The following is a 23923-nucleotide window of genomic DNA, read 5'->3' on the forward strand; positions in this document are numbered from 1 at the left end:
CGAAGCCCGGCCCTTCAAGTGGGCCAAGACCGCCGACCAGATCCTCGACCGCATCTGCCGCTACTGCGACAGGATCTCCGAACCGGATCACTAGGCGCGCCGCAGCAGCTGCGTCATCGCGTCCAGGAGCGCCCCGCGCGGGTCGGCCGCGCCGCCCTCGGAGCGCCAGGCGACGAACCCGTCCGGGCGTACGAGGACCGCTCCCGCGGCGGGCAGTTCGTGGAGCTCCGCCCAGTCGGCGCCGTCCGGCTGGACCAGGTCGGCGTCCGGGGCGGAGCCGACGGTGTAGGCGTCCAGGTGCGCCCCCAGCTCGCGGGCGACCTGGCCGGCGGCCTCCTGCCAGGGCGTGCCCGGCGAGCTGAGCAGCACGAAGGAGGTCTCGTACAGGTCGAGCAGGGAGATCCGCTGCCCCGCCCGCATCAGCCACATGTGCGGGGCGCGGGTGCCGACGTCGCCCTTGAGCCGCATGGTCTCGGGGATGATCGGCCGGCCGGGGTCGCCGCCGATGACGGCGCCCCGGGGGTAGCAGTAGCCCATGGCGGTGGTCAGGACGCCGCTGCCGGGGCCGCCGCCCATGGTGGGGGGCGGCACGTACCCGGGGTGGCTGTGTTCGGCCGAACGGGCCGAGGCGCGCTCGCTGGTGGCGAGGGCGACGGGGAGACGCTCGTCCTCGTAGGTGTGCAGCAGGCCGGGTCCGGCGGAGCCGTTCAGCACGGCGGCGATCTTCCAGGCGAGGTTGTGCGCGTCCTGGATTCCGGTGTTGGAGCCGAAGGCGCCGGTGGGGGACATCTCGTGGGCGGCGTCGCCGACGACGAAGACCCGGCCGACCGAGTACTGCTGCGCCACGCGCTCGGCGGCGTGCCAGGGGGCCTTGCCGCCGATCTCCACGTCCAGGTCGGGCACGCCGATGGCGCCCCGGATCTGGGCGATGCAGCGCTCCTCGGTGAAGTCCTCCAGCGTCTCGCCCGTCTCCGGGTGCCAGGGGGCGTGGAAGACCCACTGGGTCTCGTTGTCCACCGGCAGCAGCGCCCCGTCGGCGCCCGGGCGCATCAGGTAGCAGACGATGAAGCGCAGGTCGCCCAGGAGTTCGGCGAGGCGTTCGGAGCGGAAGACGATGCTGACGTTGTGGAACAGCTCGCCGCTGCCGGCCTGGCGGATGCCCAGGGCCTCGCGGACGGGGCTGCGCGGCCCGTCGGCGGCGATCAGGTAGTCGGCGCGGACGGTGAGGTGCTCGCCGGTGTCCCGGTTCTTCACGAGGGCGCTGACCCCGTGGGCGTCCTGGTCGAAGCTCATCAGCTCGGTGGAGAAGCGCACGTCGGCGCCCTGGGCGCGGCTCTGCGCGGCCAGGACCGGCTCGATGTTGTTCTGGCTGCACAGGCACCAGCCGGTGGGGCTGAAGCGGGCCAGCACCCCGGTGGGGTCGACGGCCTTGATGAGCCACTTGTGCTCGCCGCCGATGAGCGCCTGCGTCTGCAGGATGCCCTGGTTGGCCTCCAGGGCGGAGGCCTCCTTGCGGATGGCGGGCTCGACCCCGGCCGTCCGGAACAGCTCCATCGTGCGTGCGTTGATCCCCCGTCCGCGCGGGTGGACGGAGGTTCCGGCGTGCTTCTCGACCACCATGTGCCTGATGCCGTGGCGGCTCAGGAACAGCGAGGTGGAGAGGCCCACGAGGGAACCGCCCACGACGAGGACCGGTACGCGGACATCGGCATGCTCTTCCATCGGCTGCGGGCTCCTGTTTCGTGTGGGGGCTGTGCAGGGGCAGTGGACGGCTTATGCCCCCGATCAGCCTTCTTGTCCGGGCGAGTCGCCTCTTGTCACCCGCTTGATCCGGAGATGTCGCGATCCGTACCCGGGCGGATGACGATGAGCGACAGCGGCGGCCCCTCTCGACCGGACCGCCCGCGTCCGGTGACCGGGGGCCACGGGGCCCCGCGTGCCCGGGCCGTTGCCGCCGGATGACGCAGGGGAGCGCGTAGGCGCCGGCGTCCGCGCCCTCACGAAGGAGTGAACAGATGACCACCACCCTGTCCGAACGGGTGTCGCAGTCCGCCTTCGACGGCTCCATGCTCCGGGTCGTCCTGCTGATGGACCTCCACGAGGGCGCCCAGCAGAGGTTCTTCGAGGCCTACGAGCGGCTGCGGCACGACATCGCCTCGGTGCCCGGGCACCTGGGCGACCAGCTCTGCCAGTCCTTCGAGAACCCCTCGCAGTGGCTGATCACCAGCGAGTGGGAGAGCGCGCCGCAGTACCTCGCGTGGGTCAACAGCGAGGCGCACGCCGAACAGGTCAAGCCGCTGGGCGCCTGCGCCCGCTCGATGCGCCCGCTGAAGTTCACGGTGCTGCGCGAGACCGGCCGGCGCTACGACGCGCCGCAGGGGCGGTTCGGTGCGCGGCTCCAGGACGGTCCCCGGCTCGGTGAGGGGATCGTCCGGCACGCCCTGACCTTCACGGTCAAGCCGGGCAGCGAGGGGAAGGTCGCCGAGATCCTGTCCTCGTACGACTCCCCGGCCGCCCGCGTCGACGACCACACCCGGCTCCTGCGCACCTCCCTGTTCATGCACGGCAACCGGGTGGTGCGGGCCGTGGAGGTCCAGGGCGACCTGACGGCGGCCCTGCGGCACGTGTCGGAGCAGCCCGAGGTACGGGCCGTGGAGCACGCCATCAACCCGTACCTCGAACAGGACCGGGACCTGTCCGACCCGGAGTCCGCCCGGATGTTCTTCATGCGCGCGGGCCTCCCGGCGGTCCACCACGTCGAGGCGCACGGCCCGCAGCCGGACCGGGTGACCCGGCACGCGCTGTTCTACCCGGCCAAGCCGGGCTGCGGCCCGATGGTCGCCCGGTTCCTCGCCCAGCAGGACGAGGCGGCCGCGAAGATCCCCACCAGTCCCGTGCTGAGCAGCAGCATCTTCCAGCGCGACGACGTGGTGGTCCGCCTGCTCGACGTCACCGGGCCGGCCGACGGCCGCTTCGCGGGCGGCTTCGGCCTGGACGGGCCGCGTCAGGCGGCGGTGCTGGACCGGCTGCTGGCCGGGGCCCCGCACGCCCCGCACCCCATGGAACCGATCACCGACCGCCGGGCTCCGGAGCAGTCCTGACCCGGACGGGAGCGGCACCCGCGAGGGTGCCTCCCCCGGCCCGTACCACCCCCACCCCCACCGGCAGCCCATGAGAAGGCTCCCGTCCGCCAGGAGGAAGTCCGTCATGACCAGACATCACCCGCGCATCGTCGACCTCAGCGAGACCCAGCCCAACCGCAGGCGCGGAGGTGATCTGCGCGCGGTCCTCACCCCGACCTCGGTGGGCTCGACCAGCGGTTTCATGGGCCTGGCGGTGATGGCTCCGGGCGAGTCGATCGCCGAGCACTACCACCCGTACTCCGAGGAGTTCGTGTACGTGGTCGCCGGCACGCTGGAGGTCGACCTCGACGGCGACACCCACCCGCTGCGCACCGACCAGGGGCTCCTGGTCCCGCTGAACGTCCGCCACCGGTTCCGCAACGTCGGCGGCACCGAGGCCCGGATGGTCTTCCACCTCGGCCCCCTCGCCCCGGACCCCAAGCTCGGGCACGTGGACACCGAGGAGGCCAGGAACCCGGACGCCACCGCCTGGGCGGAGCGCCCGCCGGAGCGCACGGGGGCGGTCTCGTGACCGGGCGGCGGGTGGCCGTCACGGGGGTGGGGGTCGTGGCCCCCGGCGGCATCGGAGCCCCCGCCTTCTGGGACCTGCTGTCCAACGGCCGTACGGCGACCAGGGGCATCACCCTCTTCGACCCGGACGGGTTCCGCTCCCGGATAGCCGCCGAGGTCGACTTCGACCCCTCCGAGCACGGCTTCACCGAGGACGAGGCGGCGCGGGCGGACCGGTACATCCAGTTCGCCCTCGTGGCCGCCCGCGAGGCGGTGGCCGACGCCGGCCTGGAGCTCGACGGCGAGAGCGCCTGGCGCACGGGCGTCTCCCTGGGCACGGCGGTCGGCGGCACGACCCGGCTGGAACACGACTACGTGGACGTCAGCCAGCGGGGCGCGTGGTGGGACGTGGACCACCGCCTCTCCTCCCCCTTCCTGCACCGGGCCTTCACCCCCGCCACCCTCGCCTCGGCGGTGGCGGAGCAGACGGGGGCGCGCGGTCCCGTACAGACCGTGTCCACCGGCTGCACCTCCGGGCTCGACGCCGTCGGGTACGCGGTGCACTCCATCCAGGAGGGCCGGATGGACGTCTGCATCGCGGGCGCCTCCGACTCCCCGGTCTCCCCCATCACCGTGGCCTGCTTCGACGCCATCAAGGCGACCTCGGCGAACAACGAGGACCCGGCGCACGCCTCCCGGCCCTTCGACGCCGACCGGGACGGGTTCGTCCTCGGCGAGGGCGGCGCCGTCCTGGTCCTGGAGGAGCTGGAGCGGGCGCGGGCCCGCGGCGCGCGGATCTACTGCGAGATCGGCGGCTACGCCACCTTCGGCAACGCCCACCACATGACCGGGCTGACCGCCGAGGGCCTGGAGATGGCGCGGGCGATCGAGACCGCGCTGGCCCAGGCCCGGGTCGACGCCCGGGAGATCGACTACGTCAACGCGCACGGCTCCGGCACCAAGCAGAACGACCGCCACGAGACGGCGGCCGTCAAGCGGGTGCTCGGGGACCACGCCTACAAGACGCCGATGACCTCCATCAAGTCCATGGTGGGGCACTCGCTCGGCGCCATCGGGGCGATCGAGCTCGCGGCCTGCGTCCTGGCGATGACCCACCAGGTGGTCCCGCCGACCGCGAACTACGAGACCCCCGACCCGGAATGCGACCTGGACTACGTGCCGCGCACCGCGCGCGGGCACACCCTGCGCAACGTGCTGTCGGTGGGGAGCGGCTTCGGCGGCTTCCAGTCCGCCGTGGTCCTGACCCAGCCCAAGGAGGTACGCGCGTGAAGAGACCCACTGCCGGCCCCGTGGCGGCCGTCACCGGTATCGGTGTCGTCGCGCCGAACGGGATCGGCGCGGAGGCCTTCTGGAAGGCGACCCAGGCCGGCGACAGCGTTCTGGACCGGGTGACCCGGCAGGGCTGCGAGCACCTTCCCGTCCGGGTGGCGGGCGAGGTGCGGGGCTTCGACCCGGGCACGCTGGTGGAGGACCGGTTCCTCGTCCAGACCGACCGCTTCAGCCACTACGCGCTGGCCGCGGCCGACCTGGCGCTGGAGCACGCCCGGCTGGGCCGCGCCGACTACGCGGACGACCCGTACGCGGTGGGCGTGGTGACGGCGGCCGGCTCGGGCGGCGGCGAGTTCGGGCAGCGCGAGCTCCAGCGGCTGTGGGGGCAGGGCCCCCGCTACGTCGGCCCGTACCAGTCGATCGCCTGGTTCTACGCGGCGAGCACCGGCCAGATCTCCATCCGGCGCGGGTTCAAGGGCCCGTGCGGGGTGGTGGCGAGCGACGAGGCGGGCGGGCTGGACGCCTTCGCGCACGCCGCCCGCGCGATCCGGCAGGGCAGCCGGGCCATGCTCGTCGGCGCGACGGAGGCCCCGCTCGCGCCGTACTCGGTGGTCTGCCAGGTGGGATACGAGGGGCTGAGCACCGGGGACGACCCGGAGCGCGCCTACCGCCCGTTCACCGCGAAGGCCTGCGGGTTCGTCCCGGCGGAGGGCGGGGCCATGTTCACCGTCGAGGACGCGGCCGGGGCCGCGCGGCGGGGCGCGCCCGTACGGGCCCTGCTGGCCGGGCACAGCGCCACCTTCACGCCGCCGGGGCGGCCGCGGGACTCCGAGGGGCTCGCGCACGCCATCCGCGGGGCCCTGCGTGAGGCCGGCTGCGCGCCGGAGGAGGTGGACGTGGTCTTCGCGGACGCCCTGGGCACGCCCGAGGCGGACGCGGCCGAGGCGGCGGCGCTGCGGGAGGCGCTCGGCGCGTACGGGTCGAAGGTGCCGGTGACGGCGCCCAAGACCGGTACGGGGCGGGCCTACTGCGCGGCCGGCACCCTCGACGCGGCCGCCGCCGTCCTGGCGCTGGAGCACGGTGTCCTGCCGCCGACGCCGAACGTCTTCGACGTCTGCCACGACCTCCAGGTGGTCACCGGCAGCGCCCGCGTCGCCCCCCTGCGGACCGCGCTCGTCCTGAGCCGCGGCCGGATGGGGTCGAACGCGGCACTCGTCCTGCGCAAGGGACCCGAGTCCGGCGCGTAGGGATCCGACCCCCGTCCGTCAGGGCCGTGCGGGAGACCGGCCGGCCCCCGGAAGCAGGAGAGAGAGAAGGCACCATGTCCGAACGACTGACCATGGAAGAGCTGGCGACGCTCATGAAGAGCGCCGGCATCACCGTCGACCCCGCCGAGCTGACGAACCGTCCGGACTCGCGGTTCGACGACTACGGCCTCGACTCGCTGGGCCTGCTCGGGATCGTGGGCGAGCTGGAGAACCGGCGCGGCCGGGCCCTGCCCACGGACGCCGACCGCTGCAAGAGCCCGCGCGAGTTCGTCGACCTCGTCAACAACAGCCTCATGACAGGAGCCTGAGATGTCCGGCCACACCGACAACGAGATCACCGTCAAGGCGCCCGTGGACGTCGTGTGGGACGTCACGAACGACCTGCCGAACTGGCCCGAGCTCTTCAGCGAGTACGCGTCGATCGAGATCCTGGAGCAGGCCGGGAACACCACCCGGTTCCGCCTGGCCATGCACCCCGACGAGAACGGGGTGGTGTGGAGCTGGGTCTCGGAGCGGACCGTGGACCGCGCGGGGCTCACGGTGAAGGCGCGCCGGGTGGAGACCGGCCCGTTCGCGCACATGGACATCCACTGGGAGTACGGCGAGGTGCCGGGCGGCACCCGCATGCGGTGGGTGCAGGACTTCGCGATGAAGCCGGACGCCCCGATCGACGACGCGGGGATGACCGACCGCATCAACCACAACTCCCGGATCCAGATGGAGCTGATCCGGGACAAGATCGAGCGCGCGCACCGGGCGAAGGCCAAGTCCCCGGCGGGCCGGCGCCGCTGAGCCCCTCCCCACCCCTCCCCTCCCCGCCCCACCCGAAAGGCGACTCCCGATGCACCAAGCCCTCATCGTGGCCCGGATGGCACCCGGTTCCGCGCCCGACATCGCCGGCCTGTTCGCCGCCTCGGACGCCGGCGAGCTGCCGCACCTGGTCGGGGTCCGGCGCCGCAGCCTCTTCCAGTTCGGGGAGGTGTACATGCACCTGGTCGAGTGCGACACGGACCCGGGCCCGGCCATCGCCAAGGTCGTCGGGCACCCGGAGTTCCGCGACCTGAGCGACCGGCTCCAGGCGTACGTCAGCCCGCACGACCCGGAGACCTGGCGCAGCCCCGAGGACGCGATGGCCCACCGGTTCTACGTCTGGGAGCGGGACGCCGCCCGGTAGTCCGTACGGGTGCCCAAGCCTGCGCCGCACCGCCGGGCGGCCTGGGCACCCACGGCCAGTGACGGAAGGAATTCGGCAGGTAGTTTTTGAATGAATACCTGACTGAATTGCCGTCAACAAGGTTCCACCTCTTATCTCGATTTGATAACGACCTCGCTTTAAAGGCCTGGACCTTTGTCGCGCGACGCGCGTAACTGCCTTGAGTTTGCTGCAAGTTGACAGTTCATCAAATCAGGCCCGAAGGTAACGGATGGATTTCTCGGGCCCGGCTCCCGTTTGTCCGAATTCTCCACGGCGCCCATCTGGCACGCTTCTGCGCACCCACTCCCCTGACCAGGACTTGAGGTGCGCATGACAGCACGACCCAAGGGCCGGCGCCGCCGGACCGACCAGCGACGCACACCGCGGAAACTGATACTCCTGACCGCCGCGGCGGCGTCGGCGGCGCTGCTCGCGGGCGGATTCGCGTACTCCCGCCTCGGCCCCGACGCCGAGGCGAACACGCCCGCACTGGCCGGCGCACCGGCCGCCGCCGCCGAACCGGCCGCCGCGCCGGCCCGGGACGAGGAGCCGGCCCCGCTCGCGAAGAAGCCCGCGAACGAGGACGCCAAGGGCATGGTCTACGACGGCCTCGACACGGCGCCCAAGGGCGACCGCTGCGCCGGGGTCTACCGCACGCAGGCCGGACTCTGCACCCACGGCCCCGACGCCCCGCCCAAGGACGTCGACATCAAGGCCGACGTCGAGCCCGTGGTCAAGGCCAAGGCAGCGGCAGCCGATCCCGCCGCCCCCGCCTCCGCCGACCCGGCCGCCACGGAAGGCGGCGGGCGTCCTCAGGACGCGCCCGCCGCCGACGCCCGCAGCGTCGCCGCGAGTGCGAAGGCCCCGGCCCCGCCCTCCGGCGGCCAGGCCGTCGCCACCGGTCCGGCCGGACAGACCGTCCAGTGCGACGGCGACGGCAGCACCGGCAACCGCATCCAGGTCGTGTACGTGCACGGCCCCGGCCGCGACCGGTACGCCGAGTACGCGGCCTCGTTCCGCAAGTGGGCCGTCGACGCCGACATGATCTACGCGGCCAGCGCCAAGGAGACCGGCGGCATCCGCCACATCCGCTACGTGACGGCCGCCGACTGCACCCCCTCGGTGCTCAACGTCGAGCTCCCCGACTCCGCGCTCTCCGAGTTCAGCGCCACCAACAACGCGCTGGCCGGCAAGGGGCTCAACCGCCGCGACCGCAAGTACATGATCTTCGCGGACGCCCAGGTCTACTGCGGCATCGGCACCTTCAACGGCGACGAGCGCCACGGCCAGGACAACCTGAGCAACTTCGGCCCCTCCTACGGGCGCACCGACTCCGGCTGCTGGGGCGGCCACACCGCCGCCCACGAGCTCGGCCACAACCTGGGCGCGGTCAACAACAGCGCGCCCAACACCAGCCGGGGCGCGCACTGCACGGACGAGTACGACGTCATGTGCTACTCGGACACGCCGTACTACCCGCAGATGCGCTACGTCTGCAACAACCAGGCGAAGGAGAACATCCTCGACTGCAACCACGACGACTACTTCCACACCAACCCCCAGGCCGGCAGCTACCTGGCCACGCACTGGAACATCGCCGACAACCAGTTCCTGATGCGCACGGAGGGCGGGGGCGGAACCGACCCGAACCCCAACCCGAACCCCTCCCCGAAGCCGACGCCCTCGCCCACCACGAAGCCCTCCGGGGCCCCGACGGTGACGGCCGGCCAGATCCAGTCGGACTCGGTGGTGCTCAGCTGGCCCAAGGTCGACGGCGCCGCCTGGTACCAGGTGCTGCTCAACGACAAGCACCTGACCTGGGTCCAGTCCACCTCCCTGCGCGTCTACAACCTCCGTCCCGGCACGGCGTACACGGCGGCCGTCTCGGTCCGCGACGCCTCCGGCCGTGACAGCGGTCCCGGCAAGGCCGCGTCCTTCCGCACGGCCGGCTCCGGCGGCGGCGCCACGACCACCCCGGGCACCCGCTACGTGCTCGGCAACGGCAGCAGCGGCATGGCCGCCGAGCTGTGGGGCGGCCGCACGGCCGACGGGACCGTCCTCGTCGCCGGCCGCTCCAACGGCTACGCGCAGCAGCAGTGGTACTTCGACGACGCGGGCAACGGCCTCGTGCGGATCCGCTCGGCGGTCTCCGGCAAGTGCCTCCAGCCCGGCGGCGCCCCGGCCGCGGGCATGTGGATCGCGCAGCAGCCCTGCGGCGGCTCGGCCGCCCAGCAGTGGAAGGTCTCCTCCCGCGACGGCGCGGTGACCGTCTCCGACCCGAGCGGCGGGTTCGCCCTCGCGGTGAGCAACCGGCCCTACTACGGCGACTGGCTGCTCGAACTCCAGCGCGCGGACGGCCGTCCGGCGCAGGTCTGGACGGCCCGCAAGGCCGCCTGACCCCTGGTGACCGGCGGGCGGCCCTACTCCCCTAGGGCCGCCCGCCCCCTTCGTCCTCCCCTCCCGCACTCCACCTCATCTGGAGCACCGTGAGCACTCCGAGCACCGCGCCGGCCCGCATCCGACGCGCCGCCCTGGCTCCCCTGACCGCGCTGGCCCTCACCGCGACGGGCATCGCCCTCGCCGGCCCCGCCCACGCCCATGGCGACAACCTGAACGTGGTGATCACCGGCCAGCGGGCCGGGCACGTCACCGCCGACGTCACCTGGGAGAACGACGGCGACGCCGTCGACGAGGCCGTGGCCGCCACCGTGAACGCCGTCAGCGCCGACGGCACCCGCACGCAGGGCCCCTGGAAGCTGGTGCGCGACCCCGGCCGCGCGGCGGGCTGGACCACCGCCGAGACGCTCCCGGCCGGAACCTGGACGGTGACCGTGGAGGCGGGCTTCCCCTCGCTCGGGCACGCCCGCAAGGAGGTCGGCGTACCCGTGGCGGACCCCGCGGACCCGGTCGCCTCCCCCGCGCCGTCTTCCCCGGCACCGGCCTCCCCCGCCGCTCCGGCCCCGGTCGCCGCAGCGGCGCCTCCCGCCTCCTCCGTTCCCCCCTCCTCCTCCACCGCCTCGGCGGACCCGTCCTCGGGGAGCACCGGCACGGGCTGGTGGACGACCGCCGGCGTGGCCGGCATCGCCCTGCTCGGCGCGGCCGCCGGCATCCTCCTGCGCCGCGCCCGCCGCCACCGCTGACGGAGTGTCGCCCCGCCCGGCGGGGCGGGGCCCTGCATGGTGGTTCCCGGCGGCGGAACACCACGGACACCGCCACGGACTACGGCTGGGGACGGCGGATGAAGGCCACGGAGGTACTCGCGGACGGCTTCGGGCGGATCCGGGAGGCGGTCCACGAGGCGGTCGGCGGGCTCGCCGCCGAGCAGCTCAACGCCCGGCCCGACCCGGAGGCCAACTCGATCTCCTGGCTGGTGTGGCACCTGACCCGGATCCAGGACGACCACGTGGCCGACGTCGCCGGACAGGAGCAGGTCTGGCGGTCCGCCGGCTGGGCCGACCGCTTCGCCCTGCCGCTGCCCGCCGCCGACCACGGCTACGGCCACACGGCCGAGCAGGCCGGCAGCGTCCGCGTCGACTCGGCCGACCTCCTCCTCGGCTACTACGACGCCGTGCACGAGCAGTCCCTGCGCTTCGTCCGCGGCCTGGCCGCGGCCGACCTGGAGCGGATCGTCGACGAACGCTGGGACCCCCCGGTCACCCTGGGGGTCCGGCTGGTCAGCGTCCTCGCGGACGACCTCCAGCACGCGGGCCAGGCGGCCTACGTCCGGGGGCTGCTGGAGCGGCGCTGAACACCCGGGTCAGTGGCCGGGTGGCCGCAAGCCCGCGCCGGCCCGGCCCGCGCCCGCCTCCAGGTCCAGGGTGCGGGTGGCCGCGGGGTCGCGCAGGGTGTCCTCCGCCTCGCAACGGCCCGCGCCCGCCCGGCAGGTGACGCGGTAGCGGGTGGCCGTCGGGAGGGTGATCTCCAGGCGGCCGGCGCCGACACGGCCGGTGACCCGGTCCGGCGGGGCGGCGAAGGCGACGTCCGCACTCCCGGTGTCGGCCCGTACGTCGGCCTGCGGGGCGGTGAGGCCGGTGGCGCGCAGGGTGCCGGAGGCGACGCGCGCCCGCAGGGGGCCGCGCAGATCGGCCAGGACCAGGCCGCCCGATCCCATGTCGGCGTCCACGGACCCGTCGAGGCCGCTGACGGTGACCCGGCCGGAGCCGCCGGAGACCTTGACCGGGACGCCGGCGGGCACGGTCACCTGGAGGCTGACGGAGCACCCGACGCCGCTGGTGACCCCGATCCCGTCGCCGGGGCAGCGCGGGGTCAGCCTGAGGGTGTCGCCGAGCCAGCTCTCCTCGACGTCCGGCTTCCCGAAGGACCAGGTCATCTCGGCCCGGTAGCCGACCGTCCGGTCCCCGCGCGGGGTGATGGTCACGTCCGCCTCGCCGCCGTCGACCTCCAGCGCGGTCACGGACCGCCCGGCGCTGTCGCGGACCACCGTGGAGGTCTGCGCGCCGGTGTCCGCCCCCACCTGCCAGCCGGCCGCCGCCACCACGAGGACGGCGCTCAGCGCCGCGGCCGTGTACCAGGCGAGGCGCAGGGCGGTCCCGGCCGGTGCGGCGGAACCGCTCACGAGGCGCCGTCCAGGAACCTCAGGACCGCGAGGACGCGCCGGTGGGCCTCGGCGGCCGGGGGCAGGTCGAGCTTGGTGAAGATGTTGTTGATGTGCTTGGCCACGGCGCTCTCGCTCACGACGAGTCCGTCCGCGATGCCCGCGTTGGAGCGGCCCTCGGCCATCAGGGCGAGGACCTCGCGCTCGCGCGGGGTGAGCCGCTCCAGGGGGTCGGGGCCGCCGCGGCGCAGCAGCAGCTGGGCGACGACCTGGGGGTCGAGGGCGGTGCCGCCGGCCGCGACGCGGCGCAGGGCGTCGATGAACTCCTCGACGTCGGCGACGCGCTGCTTGAGCAGGTAGCCGATGCCGGCGCCGCTCTGGGAGGACAGCAGGTCGGCCGCGTAGCGCTCCTCGACGTACTGGGAGAGCAGCAGCACGGCGGTCCGCGGGCTCTGGCTGCGGATCATCAGGGCGGCCCGGACGCCCTCGTCGGTGAAGCCGGGCGGCATCCGGACGTCGACGAGGGCCAGGTCGGGCCGGTGCTCCTCGACGGCGGCCAGCAGCCCCTCGGCGTCGCCGGTCTCGGCGGCCACCTCGAATCCGGCCATTTCCAGGACTTTGACAAGACCTATGCGCAGGAGGACGGAGTCCTCCGCGATCACAGCCCGCACGGCAGCTCCACGGTGACGACGGTCGGGCCCCCGAGGGGGCTGTTGATCAGGATGGTTCCGTCGACCGACCCTACGCGCTTGCGCAGGCCGGTCAGGCCGGTGCCGCCGGCCGGGTCGGCGCCGCCGACCCCGTCGTCGGTGACGACCACGCGCAGCACCTCGCCGCGGGGTCCGCCGGGGACGCGGGCGACGGTGACCGAACAGCGGCGGGCGCGGGCGTGCTTGGCGACGTTGGCGAGGGTCTCGGAGACGACGAAGTAGGCGACGGCCTCGACGGTGGGGCCGGGCCGTTCGGCGAGGTCCACGGTGAGTTCGACGGGCAGGGGGGCGCGGGCGGCGATCCCGGAGAGGGCGGCGTCGAGGCCGCGGTCCTCCAGGACGGCCGGGTGCAGGCCCCGTACGAGGTTGCCGAGTTCCTCGATGGCCTCCTTCGCCTCGCGGTGGGCCTCGTCGATGACGGCCTTGGCCTCGGGCGGGAGGCCGGTGAGGGTGGCGCGGGCGATGCCGAGGTTCATGGCGAGGGAGACGAGGCGCTGTTGGGCGCCGTCGTGCAGGTCGCGTTCGATGCGGCGGCGTTCGATGTCGGCCGCGTCCAGGACGCCGGCGCGGCTCTCGGCGAGGTCCTCGACGCGGCGCTGGAGTTCGCGGGCCCGGTTGGGGCCGAGGAGGGAGGCGGCGGCGTGGGCGTCGAGCCGGGTCAGGGCGGCGGCCAGCCAGGGCGCGGCGAGCAGCATGAGGACGCCGCCGACGGTGAGGAGGTCGTACTGGCCGGTCCAGCCGTAGTCGGGGAGTCCGCCGTCGGAGGGGAGCAGCCAGACCCAGCCGTAGGCGGAGGCGCCGACGAGGCCGCCGGCCCAGGTGAGGACGAGGAGGACGGCGCCGAGGGCGGCGAGCGGGCTGACGGCGAGGTGGTAGGCGTACTGCCGCCGGGTGGCCTCGGAGCGCAGCCGTTCGGCCAGGCCGCGTGCGGTCCGCCAGGGGTGGGCGTGCGCGACGGGCGGCAGGTCGAGGCCGAGCAGCGTCCGGAAGCGGCTGCGCTGGAGCTTCGTCAGCAGCGGGGAGAGCACCAGGCAGAGCAGGAGCGGCAGGGCGGTGCGGCCGGGGGCGGCGACGGTCAGCAGGAGGATGCCGGTGGCGACCGGCAGCGCGGGCGGGATCGCCGCGACGCTGAAGGCCGTGTTGCGCCAGGCCCAGGCCGACCACGGGGCGTGCGCCGCGGTCCAGGTGTACGAGCGCTTCAGCGCGCCCCAAGTTGCCATACCCGTACGGTAATCGCACAGGTCAGGGGGGCCGCCACCACCCTGGTGCCCGGTGGGGGGTGTACCTGGCACCACCCCGGGTTCGGTCGGTGGGGCTACTGATCCCGGCCGCGCGGGCGGACAGAGTGGTGGTGTGCCCGGCGGACGGACCGCCGGCCCGGAAGGAGATCCGCAGCCATGGCCCTCGCCGCCCCGCAGTTCCAGGCCCGCCGCGACACCGCCGCCGTGCGCACGGCGGCCGGACGGCCGGGGTCCCTGGGGGCGGGGCCGCGCCTCCCCCGGCTCGCGACGGTGCTCACCGGGTGCGGGATGGCGCTGCTGCCGTGGATGGCGGTGCTGGCGAGGACGATGCCGCGGACGGCCGAGGTGTCGAACTGGTCCGCCGCCTGGATCGGCCTCGACGCGGCGCTGGCCGCCGGGCTCGCGGGGACGGGGCTGCTGCTGCGCAAGGGCGATCCGCGGGTGGCCCCGGTGGCGGCGGCGACGGCGGCGCTGCTGGCGATGGACGCCTGGTTCGACGTGACCACCTCGATGGGCACGGGCGGGCAGGGTCTGGCGCTGCTGCTGGCGGCCGGGGCGGAGCTGCCGCTGGCGGTGGCCTGCGCGGTGGTGGCCGCGCGGCGCACCGCCTGAGCGGCGGGGCCCGCCGTACTGCTCGATCTACTCGATGACGAGCTCGACGGGGATGTTGCCCCGGGTGGCCTTGGAGTACGGGCACACCTCGTGCGCCTGCTTGACGAGCAGCGCGCCGGTCTCGCCCTCCAGGGACTCGGGCAGCTCGATGCGCAGGGTCACGGCGAGGCCGAAGCCGCTCGCGTCCTGGCCGATGGAGGTCTCGGCGGTGACGGAGATGTCGCCCGTGTCGACCTTGGCCTGGCGGCCGACCAGGCCGAGCGCGCTGGCGAAGCAGGCGGCGTAGCCGGCGGCGAAGAGCTGCTCGGGGTTGGTGCCCTGGCCGTTGCCGCCGAGCGCCGGGGGCATGGCGAGCGCGAGGTCGATCTGGCCGTCGGAGCTGACGGCGCGGCCCTCGCGGCCGTTGGCGGTGGCGACGGCGGTGTACAGCGCGTCCATCGGGAGGTCCTTTCGGAGGGGCGGGGCGGCCGGTGGCCGACCCTCGGCCATAAATAGAGCACACAATTCAGTTGTGCACAACTCAATGGCTCGCAAGTCGGCTCGGGTAGACTGGCCCCCATGACCGAGCAGCCCGGCGACACCCTCCGCGACCAGGACTTCCTCCGCCTCGACGGACAGATCTGCTTCGCGCTGGGCGCCGCGAACCGCGCCTTCGGCGGGCTCTACCGGGTGGTCCTCAAGGACCTGGGGCTGACCTACCCCCAGTACCTGGTGATGCTGGTCCTCTGGGAGCACGGGACGATGCCGGTCAAGCAGCTGGGGCAGCACCTGCGGCTCGACTCGGGCACGCTCTCCCCCCTGCTCAAGCGCCTGGAGGCGGCCGGCCTGATCCGCCGCGAGCGCAGCGCCGAGGACGAGCGGTCCGTGCACGCGGTGCTCACGGAGGAGGGCGCCGCCCTGCGGGAGCGCGCGGTGGAGGTGCCGCGGCGGATCGCGCGGGCCACCGGTTTCGAGCTGGGCGAGATCCGCGAGCTCCAGGAGCGCCTGGGCCGCCTGACCGCAGCCCTCGACGCCGCCGTCGACTCCGTCGGGCAGCACTGACCCGGAACCCGGATCCGGACCTCCGGCCCGGACACCCCGCCCCCGGCCGGCGACCCCGTCGGCGCCGGGGCCCACGGCCGCACCTCAGGCCTCCGGCCGGCGACCCCGCCTCAGGCCTCCGGCCGGCGCTCCATCGCCGGGCGCAGGCGCTCCAGCAGGGCGTGGAGCATCGCGCCCTCGGCCTCGTCCAGCGTGTCCAGCGCGCCGTGGGTGGCCTGCATCTCCTCGCGCACCCGCCGCATGGTCTCGCGGCCCTCGGCGGTCGCCACGACGTTCTTGACCCGGCGGTCCCTGGGCTCCGGCTCGCGCCGCACCAGCCCGCGCGCCTCCAGCCGGTCCACGATCCCGGTGACGTTCGAGGCGTCGCAGGCCAGCAGGGAGGCCAGGCCGCGCATCGGGACCGGGCCCTCGAGCTGGGCCAGGACCTTGGCCTGGGTGGAGGTCAGCCCGTACCGGGCGGCCGCGGCGGCGAAGTCCCGCCACTGGGCGGTGCCGATGGCGGCCAGCAGTTCCAGCAGTTCCAGCTTGGTGGGGCGGTGCGGCGCGGTGGTGCTCATGCCTCGGACCCTACTCGAGGATCGTTGACATTATCAACCTTTTACTTGACCACCTTAAGTATCTCTGGCTACCTTCGGAAAGTACTTGATGACATAAAACATCTGCGTCCTCAAGCACTCCGACGCAGGACTCCGAAGCACTGAGAAGGTCCCTCCACCCATGAGCTCCGCCGCATCCGCCCCCGCAGAAGGCAGGAAGGGCAACGAGACGGTCATCGTCTTCGCCCTGAGCCTCGCCGCCATGGTCGTGTCGATGATGCAGACCCTGCCCGTACCGATCCTGGGCCTGATCCGCAACGACCTCGGCACCTCCACCGCCAACGTCAGCTGGGTGACCACCGCCACCCTGCTGTCCGCCGCCGTCTTCACCCCGCTGCTCGGCCGCTTCGGCGACCAGCACGGCAAGAAGCCCACCCTGGTGGCCGTCCTCGGCGTGATGGTCGCGGGATCCGTGGTCGCGGCGCTCGCGAGCTCGCTGCCGCTGCTCATCCTGGGCCGGGTGCTCCAGGGCTCCGCCACGGCGATCTTCCCGCTGGCCCTGTCGGTGCTGCGCGAGGAGGTCCGCCCGCAGAAGCTGCCCGGCGCGATGGCGCTGGTCAGCGGCACGCTCGCGTTCGGCAGCGGGCTGGCGCTGGTCGCCACCGGCCTGCTGACCTCCGGTGAGGGCGCCGACTACCGCAACGCCTTCTGGATGGCCACCGGCTTCGCCACGCTGGCCCTGCTCGCCGTGCTGTTCCTGGTCCCGGCGACCCGCCACAAGACCGGCGGCCGCACCGACTTCCTCGGGGCGCTGACCCTGGGCATCGCCCTGCTGCTGCTCCTGCTGCCCATCTCCCAGGGCCACGAGTGGGGCTGGTCCTCCGCCCGCACCCTCGGCAGCTTCGCCGGCGCCGCCGTCATGACGGCCGTGTGGGTGCTGGTCGAGCGCAAGGTCGCCGAACCCCTCGTCGACATGAAGATGTTCGTGCACCGCCCGGTCCTGATGGCCAACCTGGCCGGCATCCTCGTCGGGTTCGGCATGTTCGCGAACTTCCTCGGCGTCTCCTACCTGGTCCAGATGCCGGAGAAGCTCACCGGCTACGGCTTCGACGCCTCCATCCTGCGCGCCTCCGTCCAGTTCCTGCTGCCCGGCGCCATCGTCTCCCTGCTCGCCTCCCCCGTCGGCGGCCAGCTGGTGCGCCACCGCGGCCCGCGCCTGGCCCTCGCCGTCGCCGCCGCGCTCGGCGCCGCCGGCTTCGGCTGGCTGGCACTCGACCACGGCCACACCGCCTCGGTCATCGGCGCGGGCGTCGTCGTCGGCGCGGCCGTCAGCTTCGGCTACGCGGCCATGCCCGCCGTGATCATGTCCAGCGTCCCGCACCACCAGAGCGGCATCGCCAACGGCATCAACTCGATCTCCCGCTCCACCGGCAGCGCGATCGGCAGCGCCATCGTCACCACGATCCTGGCGTCCAAGACGATCGAGCACCTCCCTCCGGGCGTGCCGCCCCTGCCCGCCGAGTCCGGATTCACCCTCACCTTCTGGATCGGGGCCGGCGCCTTCGCCCTGGTCGCCCTCATCAGCTGGCTGGGACTGCGCTCCGGCCACGGCCCGCGCGTCGTCCAGGCGGCCGCCACGAGCCCCGCGCCGGAGAAGGCCGCGGACACCGCCGCCGCCCGCTGATCCCCGTACGCCCGCCGTACGCTCCCGCTGCCGCCCCCGGTCCCCACGGACCGGGGGCGGTGGTGTTCCCGGGTCCGGGACGGCCCCCGGACGGACCCGCACCCGGCGTTGTCAGTGGGGCTCGCTAGTCTCCCGACATACCGCAGCCCAGCAGGCGTTGGAGCCTTCCTTCGGGCTGCGCAAGAGGGTTTTCGGACAGTCGGAGGGGCACTGCTGATGGCGTGGCTGGCGTTGGACGAGGGGTACGAGGTCTCCCTCGTGGAGGGGCGGGTCGCGGTACGACGGCCCGCGGGACGGCAGTTGAAGACGGTCCCGAAGGCGCTGCGCGACCATCCCGAGGTCGAGCGGCTGCGCCGGCTCGCCGAATGGCTCGACCGGCACGAGGCGGCCTGCGTGGCCCAGGTGGACGCCTGGATGGTCTCCTCGCTGCCGGTCCCGACCGCTCTCCTCGCCCGGGTCTGGCGCGACGAGGCCTGGCAGGCCGCCCTGCGCGACCTGGCCGTGGTGGGCGACGGCGACCCCGACGAGGTGGGCTTCCTGCGCGACGCCACCGACGCGGGCGAGCTCAAGGTGGTCAACCTCGACGGCGAGACCCTGCGCCTCTCCCCCCGCACCGTGACCCTGCCGCACCCCGTGCTGCTGCCCGACCTGGACGACGTACGGGAGTTCGCGGCCGAGCTGGACATCACCCAGCGCGTGGAGCAGATCCACCGGGCGACCTGGACCCGGCCCGAGGACGTCAAGGCCGCCGCGACCGAGGTACGGGACTACGCGGGCGGGAAGTTCCCCTCCCGCTTCAGCCTCGCGGCCCGCGCCACCGGCCTCGGCTACCGGGTCTCCGGCGGCTACGCCACCTCCCGGGTCCGCGACGGCGGCCGGACGGTGGAGGCGGCCGTGTGGATCGGCGAGCCCTACTGGGAGGACGAGTCGGAGACCGGCGCCCTGAGCTGGCACGACGAGGAGGGCCGGGCCGTACGGCTCGGCGAGGTCGGACCGGTCGCCTGGTCCGAGGGGATGCGGATGGCCGCGGCGCTCCACGCCGGGCGCAAGATCGAGGAGGGCGGGAACGCATGAGCACCGAAACCACCGCGGCCCAGGCCGGCACGGACACCGGCGGCGACGCCGCCGCGCGGACGGCGAGCGCCGAACTGCTCTCCGCCGGCGCGGTCCTGCCCGCCGACACCGCCGACGCCGGCCCCGGGGCCGTCCCGCTGACCGCGCGGACGTACCGCCACCCGGCCCTCGGGGACGGCCGGGTCGTCGTCCGCCTCGCCGCGGCCGAACTGGGCGCCGCCGAGGACCTCGCGGCCGGCTTCCTGGGCCTGGTCCCGGACGCCGAGCCCGCCGTCGTCGGCCTCGGCCGCCGCCAGGCCCTCGGCTTCCCCGAATGGGTGCTCGTGCACCACCCCGAGGACGGCCACCACGCCCTCGCCCTGGTCCCGGAGCTGGACCGGCTGGCCCGGCAGGCGAAGACCAAGCCCAAGGCCGCCCTCGACGCCTGCACGGAGCTGGCCGAGCGGCTCGCCGCCTCCCTCCCGCACTTCCTGCCCGTCTTCCTCGAACAGGCCGCCCGGGTCTTCCTCGCCGTCGAGAACACCACCTACGCCGCCCAGCTGTTCGGCCGGGCCCGCGCCGCCGAGGCCCGCTACGGCCTCACCGTCGACGAGGACCGCCTCGACGCCGTCTTCCTGGAGTTCGCCCTGGCCGGCGCCCTGCCGGTCAAGGTGCTCACCGGCTACGGCAAGGAGCTCGCCCAGCGGGTCTCCCCCGCCGATGCCTTCACCCGCTTCCGCCGCCTGTGCGTGCGCCGCACCGCCGGCGGACTCCCGCCGTCCGCGCAGGCCACGACCGAGCTGCGCCGCCTGGCCCGCGCGGCCGGACTGGGCGGCGGCGTGCCCGAGCAGGAGTACCTGGCCGAGCTGCTGCCGCTGCCCGCCACCCTGCGGGCGGCGGCCGGCTGGTGGAAGTCCCACCGCACCGCCCTCATCGCCCTGGCCCGGCGGGTCCCGTCCGTACGGGGCACCCTGCTCGGCATGGTGCCGGGCGGCACCGGCGAGGCCGGCGAACTGGCCGGACTGTGGCTGGAGGTGCTGGAGGAGTCCGGCGCCGCCGCCGGACTGGCCGACGGCGGCCTGCCCGAGGCCGAACGCTCCCCCGACGGCACCGCCGGCTGGCTGGAGCGCTTCCACACCGCCCGGTACGCGGGCTGGGGCACCCCGCCCGCCGTGCCGGCCCTGCTCGCGCTCGTCGCCCGCTGCGCCGGCCGGCTGCGCGCCGAACTCGCCCTGCCGGGCCGCGAACAGGGGCTCCGCCTGGGCCTCCAGGACGTGAACCTGCTCGACCTGCTGCTCTCCCTGGACCTGCCGGTGGCCGCCCCCGGGAAGGGGAGCGGCACGGTCCTGGGCCTGGAGGAGTGGAGCCGCTCCCAGGAACCGCGCGACCTGCGGGCCCTGTGCGCCGACGAGCGGATGCGCCCGGCCTTCCTGCGCACCCTCGACCGGTTCAACAGCCACATGTCGGGAGGCCGGGAGACCGTACGCCTGCTCGCGGTCACCCCCGGCAGCAGCCCCCTGGTCGCCGAGTGGGTCCGCACGGTGGCCGCCGAGTCCACGGCCTCGGCCCTGCCCGACCTGCCCGAGGCGATCCGCAGGCTGACCTGGCTCCCCTCCGAGGCCCTGGCGCTGGCGCCCGAGGAGGTGGCGCGGGCGGCCGCCGCCGACCTGAACGAGGTCCTCGCCCGCACCCTGCGCGGCGGCCTGTTCGAGGAACTGGTCTGGCCCGCCTGGGAGAGCGCCGTCCGCGAGCTGACGCCCGGCCGCGGCCGCGGCCACCTGACCGTGATGGACGCCTGGCCGTACGTCATCGTCGCCAACTCCACGCAGGTGCGGGTCATCGACGCCGACTCCACCGTGCTCACGCACGACCTGCGAACCCCCTCCGTCAACAACCGGCAGATCGGCTTCCACTACACCGACGGGGACCTGCTCGTCTTCTGGGCCACCTACAACGGCCCCGTCGAGGGCTACTGGCTGAGCGCCCCCGACGAGGTCCTCACCCTGGACTCCTCGGCCACCTACTGGTCGATCCGATCCGGGCACGCCTCCCTGCCGCTGCCCGGCGGCGGCCGCACCACCGGCCACGGCGTGCTGCGCCGCGGCGACAGCCTGGTCCCGGCCGAGCGGCCCGTCATCGGCGACGGGACCTCGTACTGGGCGTGGGACTCCGACGCCGGCTCCGGCGGCCCGGGCTGGGCCGAGTACGACCCGGCGACCGGGGCGACGGGGCGGCGCTCGATGCCCGGCTTCCTCGCCGACGCCCTGCACGGCCACCCGTCCGGCAGCACCCTGCCCGACAACGTGGGCCAGAACTGGCTGCGGCCCGCGCCCACCGTCGAGGGCTCCGTGCTGGGCGCCCCCGCGGACGGCCTGCTGGGCTGGCGCGCCGTGCGCGTGCCGGGCCGGGGCTGGCACGGCTCCGACACCTCCGGCGCCCGGGTCACCGTCCCCGAAGGCGGCAACCAGCCGCGCGCGGCCGTCCGCCTGCCCGGCGACGAGCGGCCCCGCGCCGTGACCAACGACTGGCGGACGCTCTCCCTCAGCGACCCCGAGGGGGCCGTCACCGCCCGGACCACCTCCCACCACCACGGCGGCCCGCACGCGGCCGGCGACGCGGAACTCCCGCCCCTCGCCTACTGGTACTGCCTGCGCCCCCGCGACCCGGAGGGCTCGGCGGCCCTGCGCGCCCTGGACGCCGAGACCGCCGGAGCACTCCTGAAGGCGGCCGCCGGGGCGGAGAAGCGCGAGGAGCTGCCCGCGCTGGTCCGCGCGGCCCTGCCCGCGGTCGGCGCGCCCGTGCTGATCGCCGGGGTCGTCGACGCGGTCCGCGCCGCGCTGGTCCAGCGCAAGGCCCTGGCCCGGGTGGCCGAGTCCCTGACCGCCCGCCGGGAGGCCCGGCCGAAGCAGGCCGTGGACCGGGGGCCCTCCGACCAGCTGCTCGCCGGCGCCCTGCACGGGCTGACGGGCGCCCCCTCCCACCACTCCCACGGCGGTGAGGCCGACGCCACCTTCGCCTTCCTGCGGCGCCTCGGGGCGGCCGTCGCCGACACCTCCGCCGAGGCGGTGCCCGGGCGGCTGCACGTGGACCTGCCGAAGCTGGCGCAGTCCTCCTTCCCCTGGGCGCAGCTGTTCCTGGAGGCGCCCGCCTCGGTCGCCTACCGCGCGGTCGCCCCCGGCACCACCGAGGAGCAGCGGGCCGTCCTGTGCCGGGCGCTGTCAGCGGTCGACGCCCTGGGCCTGGCCTCGGCCGAGACCTCCGCCGCCCACTGGCGGCGCCTGTCGGTGCGGATCGACACGGGCACTCTGCTGGGCGCCGACGGCCGGGAACGGGGCCGCGGCGGCCGGCACCGCGCGGTGGTGCCGCTCGGCGGCGGGGCGGTGCTCGCGCTGAACGAGCAGGTCCGGGAGTACGAGCGGGGCCGGGAGTTCGACGCTTTGCTCCACGACCCGGCGGGCGCCTTCGCGGTGCCCGCCCCGTACACCGGCGCCCGGGAGCCGGTGACCGTCGGCGACCGCGGGCGCGGGGCCGGCTGGCTGGCGGCGTTCCTGAAGGAGGCCGCCGAGCGCGGCCCGGCGCCCTGGTTCCCCGAGGCGGCCGAGGAGTTCGGCCGGCTGACCGGGGTGTCGGCGGCCATGGCCCGCCTGGTGCTGGCCGGTCTGCCGCACCTGGAGACGCACGAGAGCGGGTTCCTGCCCGCCGAGCTGCGCCAGGTCCTCGGGGTCAAGGCCACCGAGGCCGCGCACGCCCGCAACGACCTGCGGGACCTCTCCCCGGAGGTACGGCGCGAGCTGGTCGCGGCGCTGCTGCCGGCCGACCCGGCGCGGCTGTGGACCGACGGCCCGGACGCGGAGGCCGCCGCGCGGGTGTGGAACCTGCGCGCGGGCCGCCGTACGCCGGTGCCCGAGTGGCTGCTCGCCGACGCCGCCAAGGAGGTGCGCGGGGCCTGGGGGGCGCACCGCGCGCTGCCCGCGCTGCTGGACGCCGCGGCCTCCCCGGTGCTGTCCCTCGACACCGCCTGGGCGGTCAAGGGCGACCGCGCGGAGCCGGTGGTCCCCGGCGGGCGGCCGTTCGACTCCTCCGTGCTCACGGGCGCGGTGGGCTTCGCGGCCTGGCTCGCGCACCGGCTGCCCGCCGGGCACCCGGTACGGTCCTGCCTGCCTCCGGCGCTGACCGCCGTACGGCAGCGGCTGGCCTCGCCGGAACTGCTGCTCGGCGTCGGGCACTACGTCGACCGGGCCGCCTTCCGGAAGGCGGCCGGCACCCCGACCGAGACCGCCGAGGGGTACGAGCGGTACGGCGCGGTGGTCCTCGCCACGCACGACGGCCGCCCCCTCCCCGCGCTGCGCACCGCACTGCTGGACTCGACCGGGTCCGACCCGTACCTGCCGCTGCTGCGCGGCACCGAGCAGCAGCCCTCCGCGGCCGAGACGGCGCTGCGCCTGGCCCACGACCCGGTGTTCGCCGCGCTGCTCGCCGACCCGGGGGCCCCGGTGGCGGGCGAGGTGGACAAGGAGGGCACCTGGTGGCCGCAGGACCCGGGCCGCAGCGTGCCGGACCTGGTGGCGGAGGTGTCCGCGGAGTACGGGCTCGGCGCGGACGCGGCCGTCCTGTACCTGGCGCTGCTCGCCATGCCCGACCCGACCGACCGCAACACGGCCCGCTGGACGGGCTGGAAGCCGGCCCGGCTGAAGGCCGCCCGGGCGGAGCTGGCCGCCACCGACCTGGTGGTGTCGGCCACCCGCACGCGGGCCGGGCGCTCCCTGTTCCTGCCCGGCCCCTGGGCCGAGCCGGGGTCGCCCGCGCTGCCCGTCGAGCAGTGGAAGCTGCCGATGTACGCCCTGGCGCCGGGCGGCGGGCCGGTGCTGGGCGTGCTGGTGCCCGGCGAACCGGCTGCGGAGCTGTACCGCCGGGCGTGGGCGCGGGTCCGCGCGGGCGACGTACCGCGCTTCGAGGAGCTCAAGGTCAAGCGCACCGCGGGCCGGCGGCGCTGATCCGCCCGTCGCCGACCGGGCCCGGCGGGGCGCGTGCCGCGAGGCCGCGCCCCCGCCGGGCGGGCCCGCCCCCTTCTTCTTTCCGTATGGCTCTCCAGAACACGAGGACTTC

Annotated in this window: 21 protein-coding genes; 15 read left to right on the plus strand and 6 right to left on the minus strand. The window is 74.8% G+C overall.

All coding sequences use genetic code 11. The features are described 5' to 3' along the window. Positions 1-90: 90 nt before the first annotated feature. Positions 91-1722 (minus strand): FAD-dependent oxidoreductase, encoded by a 1632-nt coding sequence (locus ACIRBY_RS25765; RefSeq protein ID WP_403904472.1) that lies wholly within the window; start codon positions 1720-1722, stop codon positions 91-93. 293 nt (positions 1723-2015) lie between these two features. Between ACIRBY_RS25765 and ACIRBY_RS25770 the strand changes: the two genes are divergently transcribed. From ACIRBY_RS25770 to ACIRBY_RS25815, 10 genes are all read left to right on the plus strand, one after another. After that, on the plus strand, positions 2016-3101 hold the full coding sequence (locus ACIRBY_RS25770) for a SchA/CurD-like domain-containing protein (protein WP_403904474.1): 1086 nt from the start codon (positions 2016-2018) through the stop codon (positions 3099-3101). Between the two features lie 106 nt (positions 3102-3207). After that, a complete protein-coding gene (locus ACIRBY_RS25775) occupies positions 3208-3654 on the plus strand; it encodes a cupin domain-containing protein (RefSeq protein WP_403904476.1) in 447 nt (148 codons plus the stop codon). After that, the gene (locus ACIRBY_RS25780; protein ID WP_366450648.1) at positions 3651-4922 is read left to right on the plus strand and encodes a beta-ketoacyl-[acyl-carrier-protein] synthase family protein; all 1272 of its coding nucleotides are present in this window, start codon (positions 3651-3653) and stop codon (positions 4920-4922) included. Before ACIRBY_RS25775 ends, ACIRBY_RS25780 begins: the two co-directional genes overlap by 4 nt. Continuing rightward, positions 4919-6169, plus strand: coding sequence for a beta-ketoacyl synthase N-terminal-like domain-containing protein (locus ACIRBY_RS25785; RefSeq protein WP_403904479.1), 1251 nt, complete (start codon positions 4919-4921; stop codon positions 6167-6169). Before ACIRBY_RS25780 ends, ACIRBY_RS25785 begins: the two co-directional genes overlap by 4 nt. Before the next feature lie 74 nt (positions 6170-6243). Continuing rightward, the gene (locus ACIRBY_RS25790) at positions 6244-6498 is read left to right on the plus strand and encodes an acyl carrier protein (protein WP_403904481.1); all 255 of its coding nucleotides are present in this window, start codon (positions 6244-6246) and stop codon (positions 6496-6498) included. Between the two features lies 1 nt (position 6499). Further along, positions 6500-6982: an SRPBCC family protein gene (locus tag ACIRBY_RS25795; protein WP_403904483.1), complete on the plus strand. Its 483-nt coding sequence runs from the start codon at positions 6500-6502 to the stop codon at positions 6980-6982. A gap of 49 nt (positions 6983-7031) precedes the next feature. Further along, the gene (locus ACIRBY_RS25800) at positions 7032-7364 is read left to right on the plus strand and encodes a TcmI family type II polyketide cyclase (RefSeq protein WP_403904485.1); all 333 of its coding nucleotides are present in this window, start codon (positions 7032-7034) and stop codon (positions 7362-7364) included. 351 nt (positions 7365-7715) lie between these two features. After that, on the plus strand, positions 7716-9782 hold the full coding sequence (locus ACIRBY_RS25805; RefSeq protein ID WP_403904488.1) for an RICIN domain-containing protein: 2067 nt from the start codon (positions 7716-7718) through the stop codon (positions 9780-9782). An 89-nt stretch (positions 9783-9871) separates the two neighbouring features. Then, entirely contained in the window at positions 9872-10525 is a 654-nt protein-coding gene (locus ACIRBY_RS25810) for an LPXTG cell wall anchor domain-containing protein (protein WP_403904489.1), read from the plus strand. Positions 10526-10623: 98 nt separating this feature from the next. Continuing rightward, positions 10624-11133, plus strand: coding sequence for a DUF664 domain-containing protein (locus tag ACIRBY_RS25815; protein WP_403904491.1), 510 nt, complete (start codon positions 10624-10626; stop codon positions 11131-11133). 9 nt (positions 11134-11142) lie between these two features. Here the strand turns inward: ACIRBY_RS25815 and ACIRBY_RS25820 are convergent, their stop codons facing one another. The 3 genes from ACIRBY_RS25820 to ACIRBY_RS25830 are packed head-to-tail and all read right to left on the minus strand — an operon-like array spanning position 11143 to position 13870. Next, positions 11143-11961, minus strand: a complete 819-nt coding sequence (locus ACIRBY_RS25820) for a hypothetical protein (protein WP_403904492.1) — start codon at positions 11959-11961, stop codon at positions 11143-11145. Continuing rightward, positions 11958-12611, minus strand: coding sequence for a response regulator (locus ACIRBY_RS25825; RefSeq protein WP_403904493.1), 654 nt, complete (start codon positions 12609-12611; stop codon positions 11958-11960). The genes ACIRBY_RS25820 and ACIRBY_RS25825 overlap by 4 nt, the downstream gene beginning before the upstream one ends. Beyond that, entirely contained in the window at positions 12599-13870 is a 1272-nt protein-coding gene (locus ACIRBY_RS25830; protein ID WP_403904494.1) for a histidine kinase, read from the minus strand. The genes ACIRBY_RS25825 and ACIRBY_RS25830 overlap by 13 nt, the downstream gene beginning before the upstream one ends. 177 nt (positions 13871-14047) lie before the next feature. On the opposite strand from ACIRBY_RS25830, the gene ACIRBY_RS25835 reads away from it, so the two are divergent. Continuing rightward, positions 14048-14503: a hypothetical protein gene (locus tag ACIRBY_RS25835; RefSeq protein WP_403904496.1), complete on the plus strand. Its 456-nt coding sequence runs from the start codon at positions 14048-14050 to the stop codon at positions 14501-14503. 27 nt (positions 14504-14530) lie between these two features. On the opposite strand, the gene ACIRBY_RS25840 is transcribed toward ACIRBY_RS25835, so the two are convergent. Continuing rightward, the gene (locus ACIRBY_RS25840) at positions 14531-14941 is read right to left on the minus strand and encodes an organic hydroperoxide resistance protein (RefSeq protein WP_042815907.1); all 411 of its coding nucleotides are present in this window, start codon (positions 14939-14941) and stop codon (positions 14531-14533) included. A gap of 120 nt (positions 14942-15061) precedes the next feature. On the opposite strand from ACIRBY_RS25840, the gene ACIRBY_RS25845 reads away from it, so the two are divergent. Further along, complete coding sequence (locus ACIRBY_RS25845; RefSeq protein ID WP_403904499.1) at positions 15062-15544, plus strand: MarR family winged helix-turn-helix transcriptional regulator; 483 nt, start codon at positions 15062-15064, stop codon at positions 15542-15544. Positions 15545-15654: 110 nt separating this feature from the next. Here the strand turns inward: ACIRBY_RS25845 and ACIRBY_RS25850 are convergent, their stop codons facing one another. After that, positions 15655-16101 (minus strand): MarR family winged helix-turn-helix transcriptional regulator, encoded by a 447-nt coding sequence (locus ACIRBY_RS25850; protein WP_403904502.1) that lies wholly within the window; start codon positions 16099-16101, stop codon positions 15655-15657. A gap of 160 nt (positions 16102-16261) precedes the next feature. On the opposite strand from ACIRBY_RS25850, the gene ACIRBY_RS25855 reads away from it, so the two are divergent. From ACIRBY_RS25855 to ACIRBY_RS25865, 3 genes are all read left to right on the plus strand, one after another. Then, on the plus strand, positions 16262-17764 hold the full coding sequence (locus tag ACIRBY_RS25855; protein ID WP_403904505.1) for an MFS transporter: 1503 nt from the start codon (positions 16262-16264) through the stop codon (positions 17762-17764). A gap of 216 nt (positions 17765-17980) precedes the next feature. Next, on the plus strand, positions 17981-18838 hold the full coding sequence (locus tag ACIRBY_RS25860) for a DUF4132 domain-containing protein (RefSeq protein WP_403904508.1): 858 nt from the start codon (positions 17981-17983) through the stop codon (positions 18836-18838). Continuing rightward, entirely contained in the window at positions 18835-23811 is a 4977-nt protein-coding gene (locus tag ACIRBY_RS25865; protein ID WP_403904510.1) for a DNA-binding protein, read from the plus strand. Before ACIRBY_RS25860 ends, ACIRBY_RS25865 begins: the two co-directional genes overlap by 4 nt. Positions 23812-23923 lie beyond the last annotated feature (112 nt).

It is taken from the genome of Streptomyces sp. NPDC096136 (assembly GCF_044763325.1).
GTDB lineage: Bacteria > Actinomycetota > Actinomycetes > Streptomycetales > Streptomycetaceae > Streptomyces.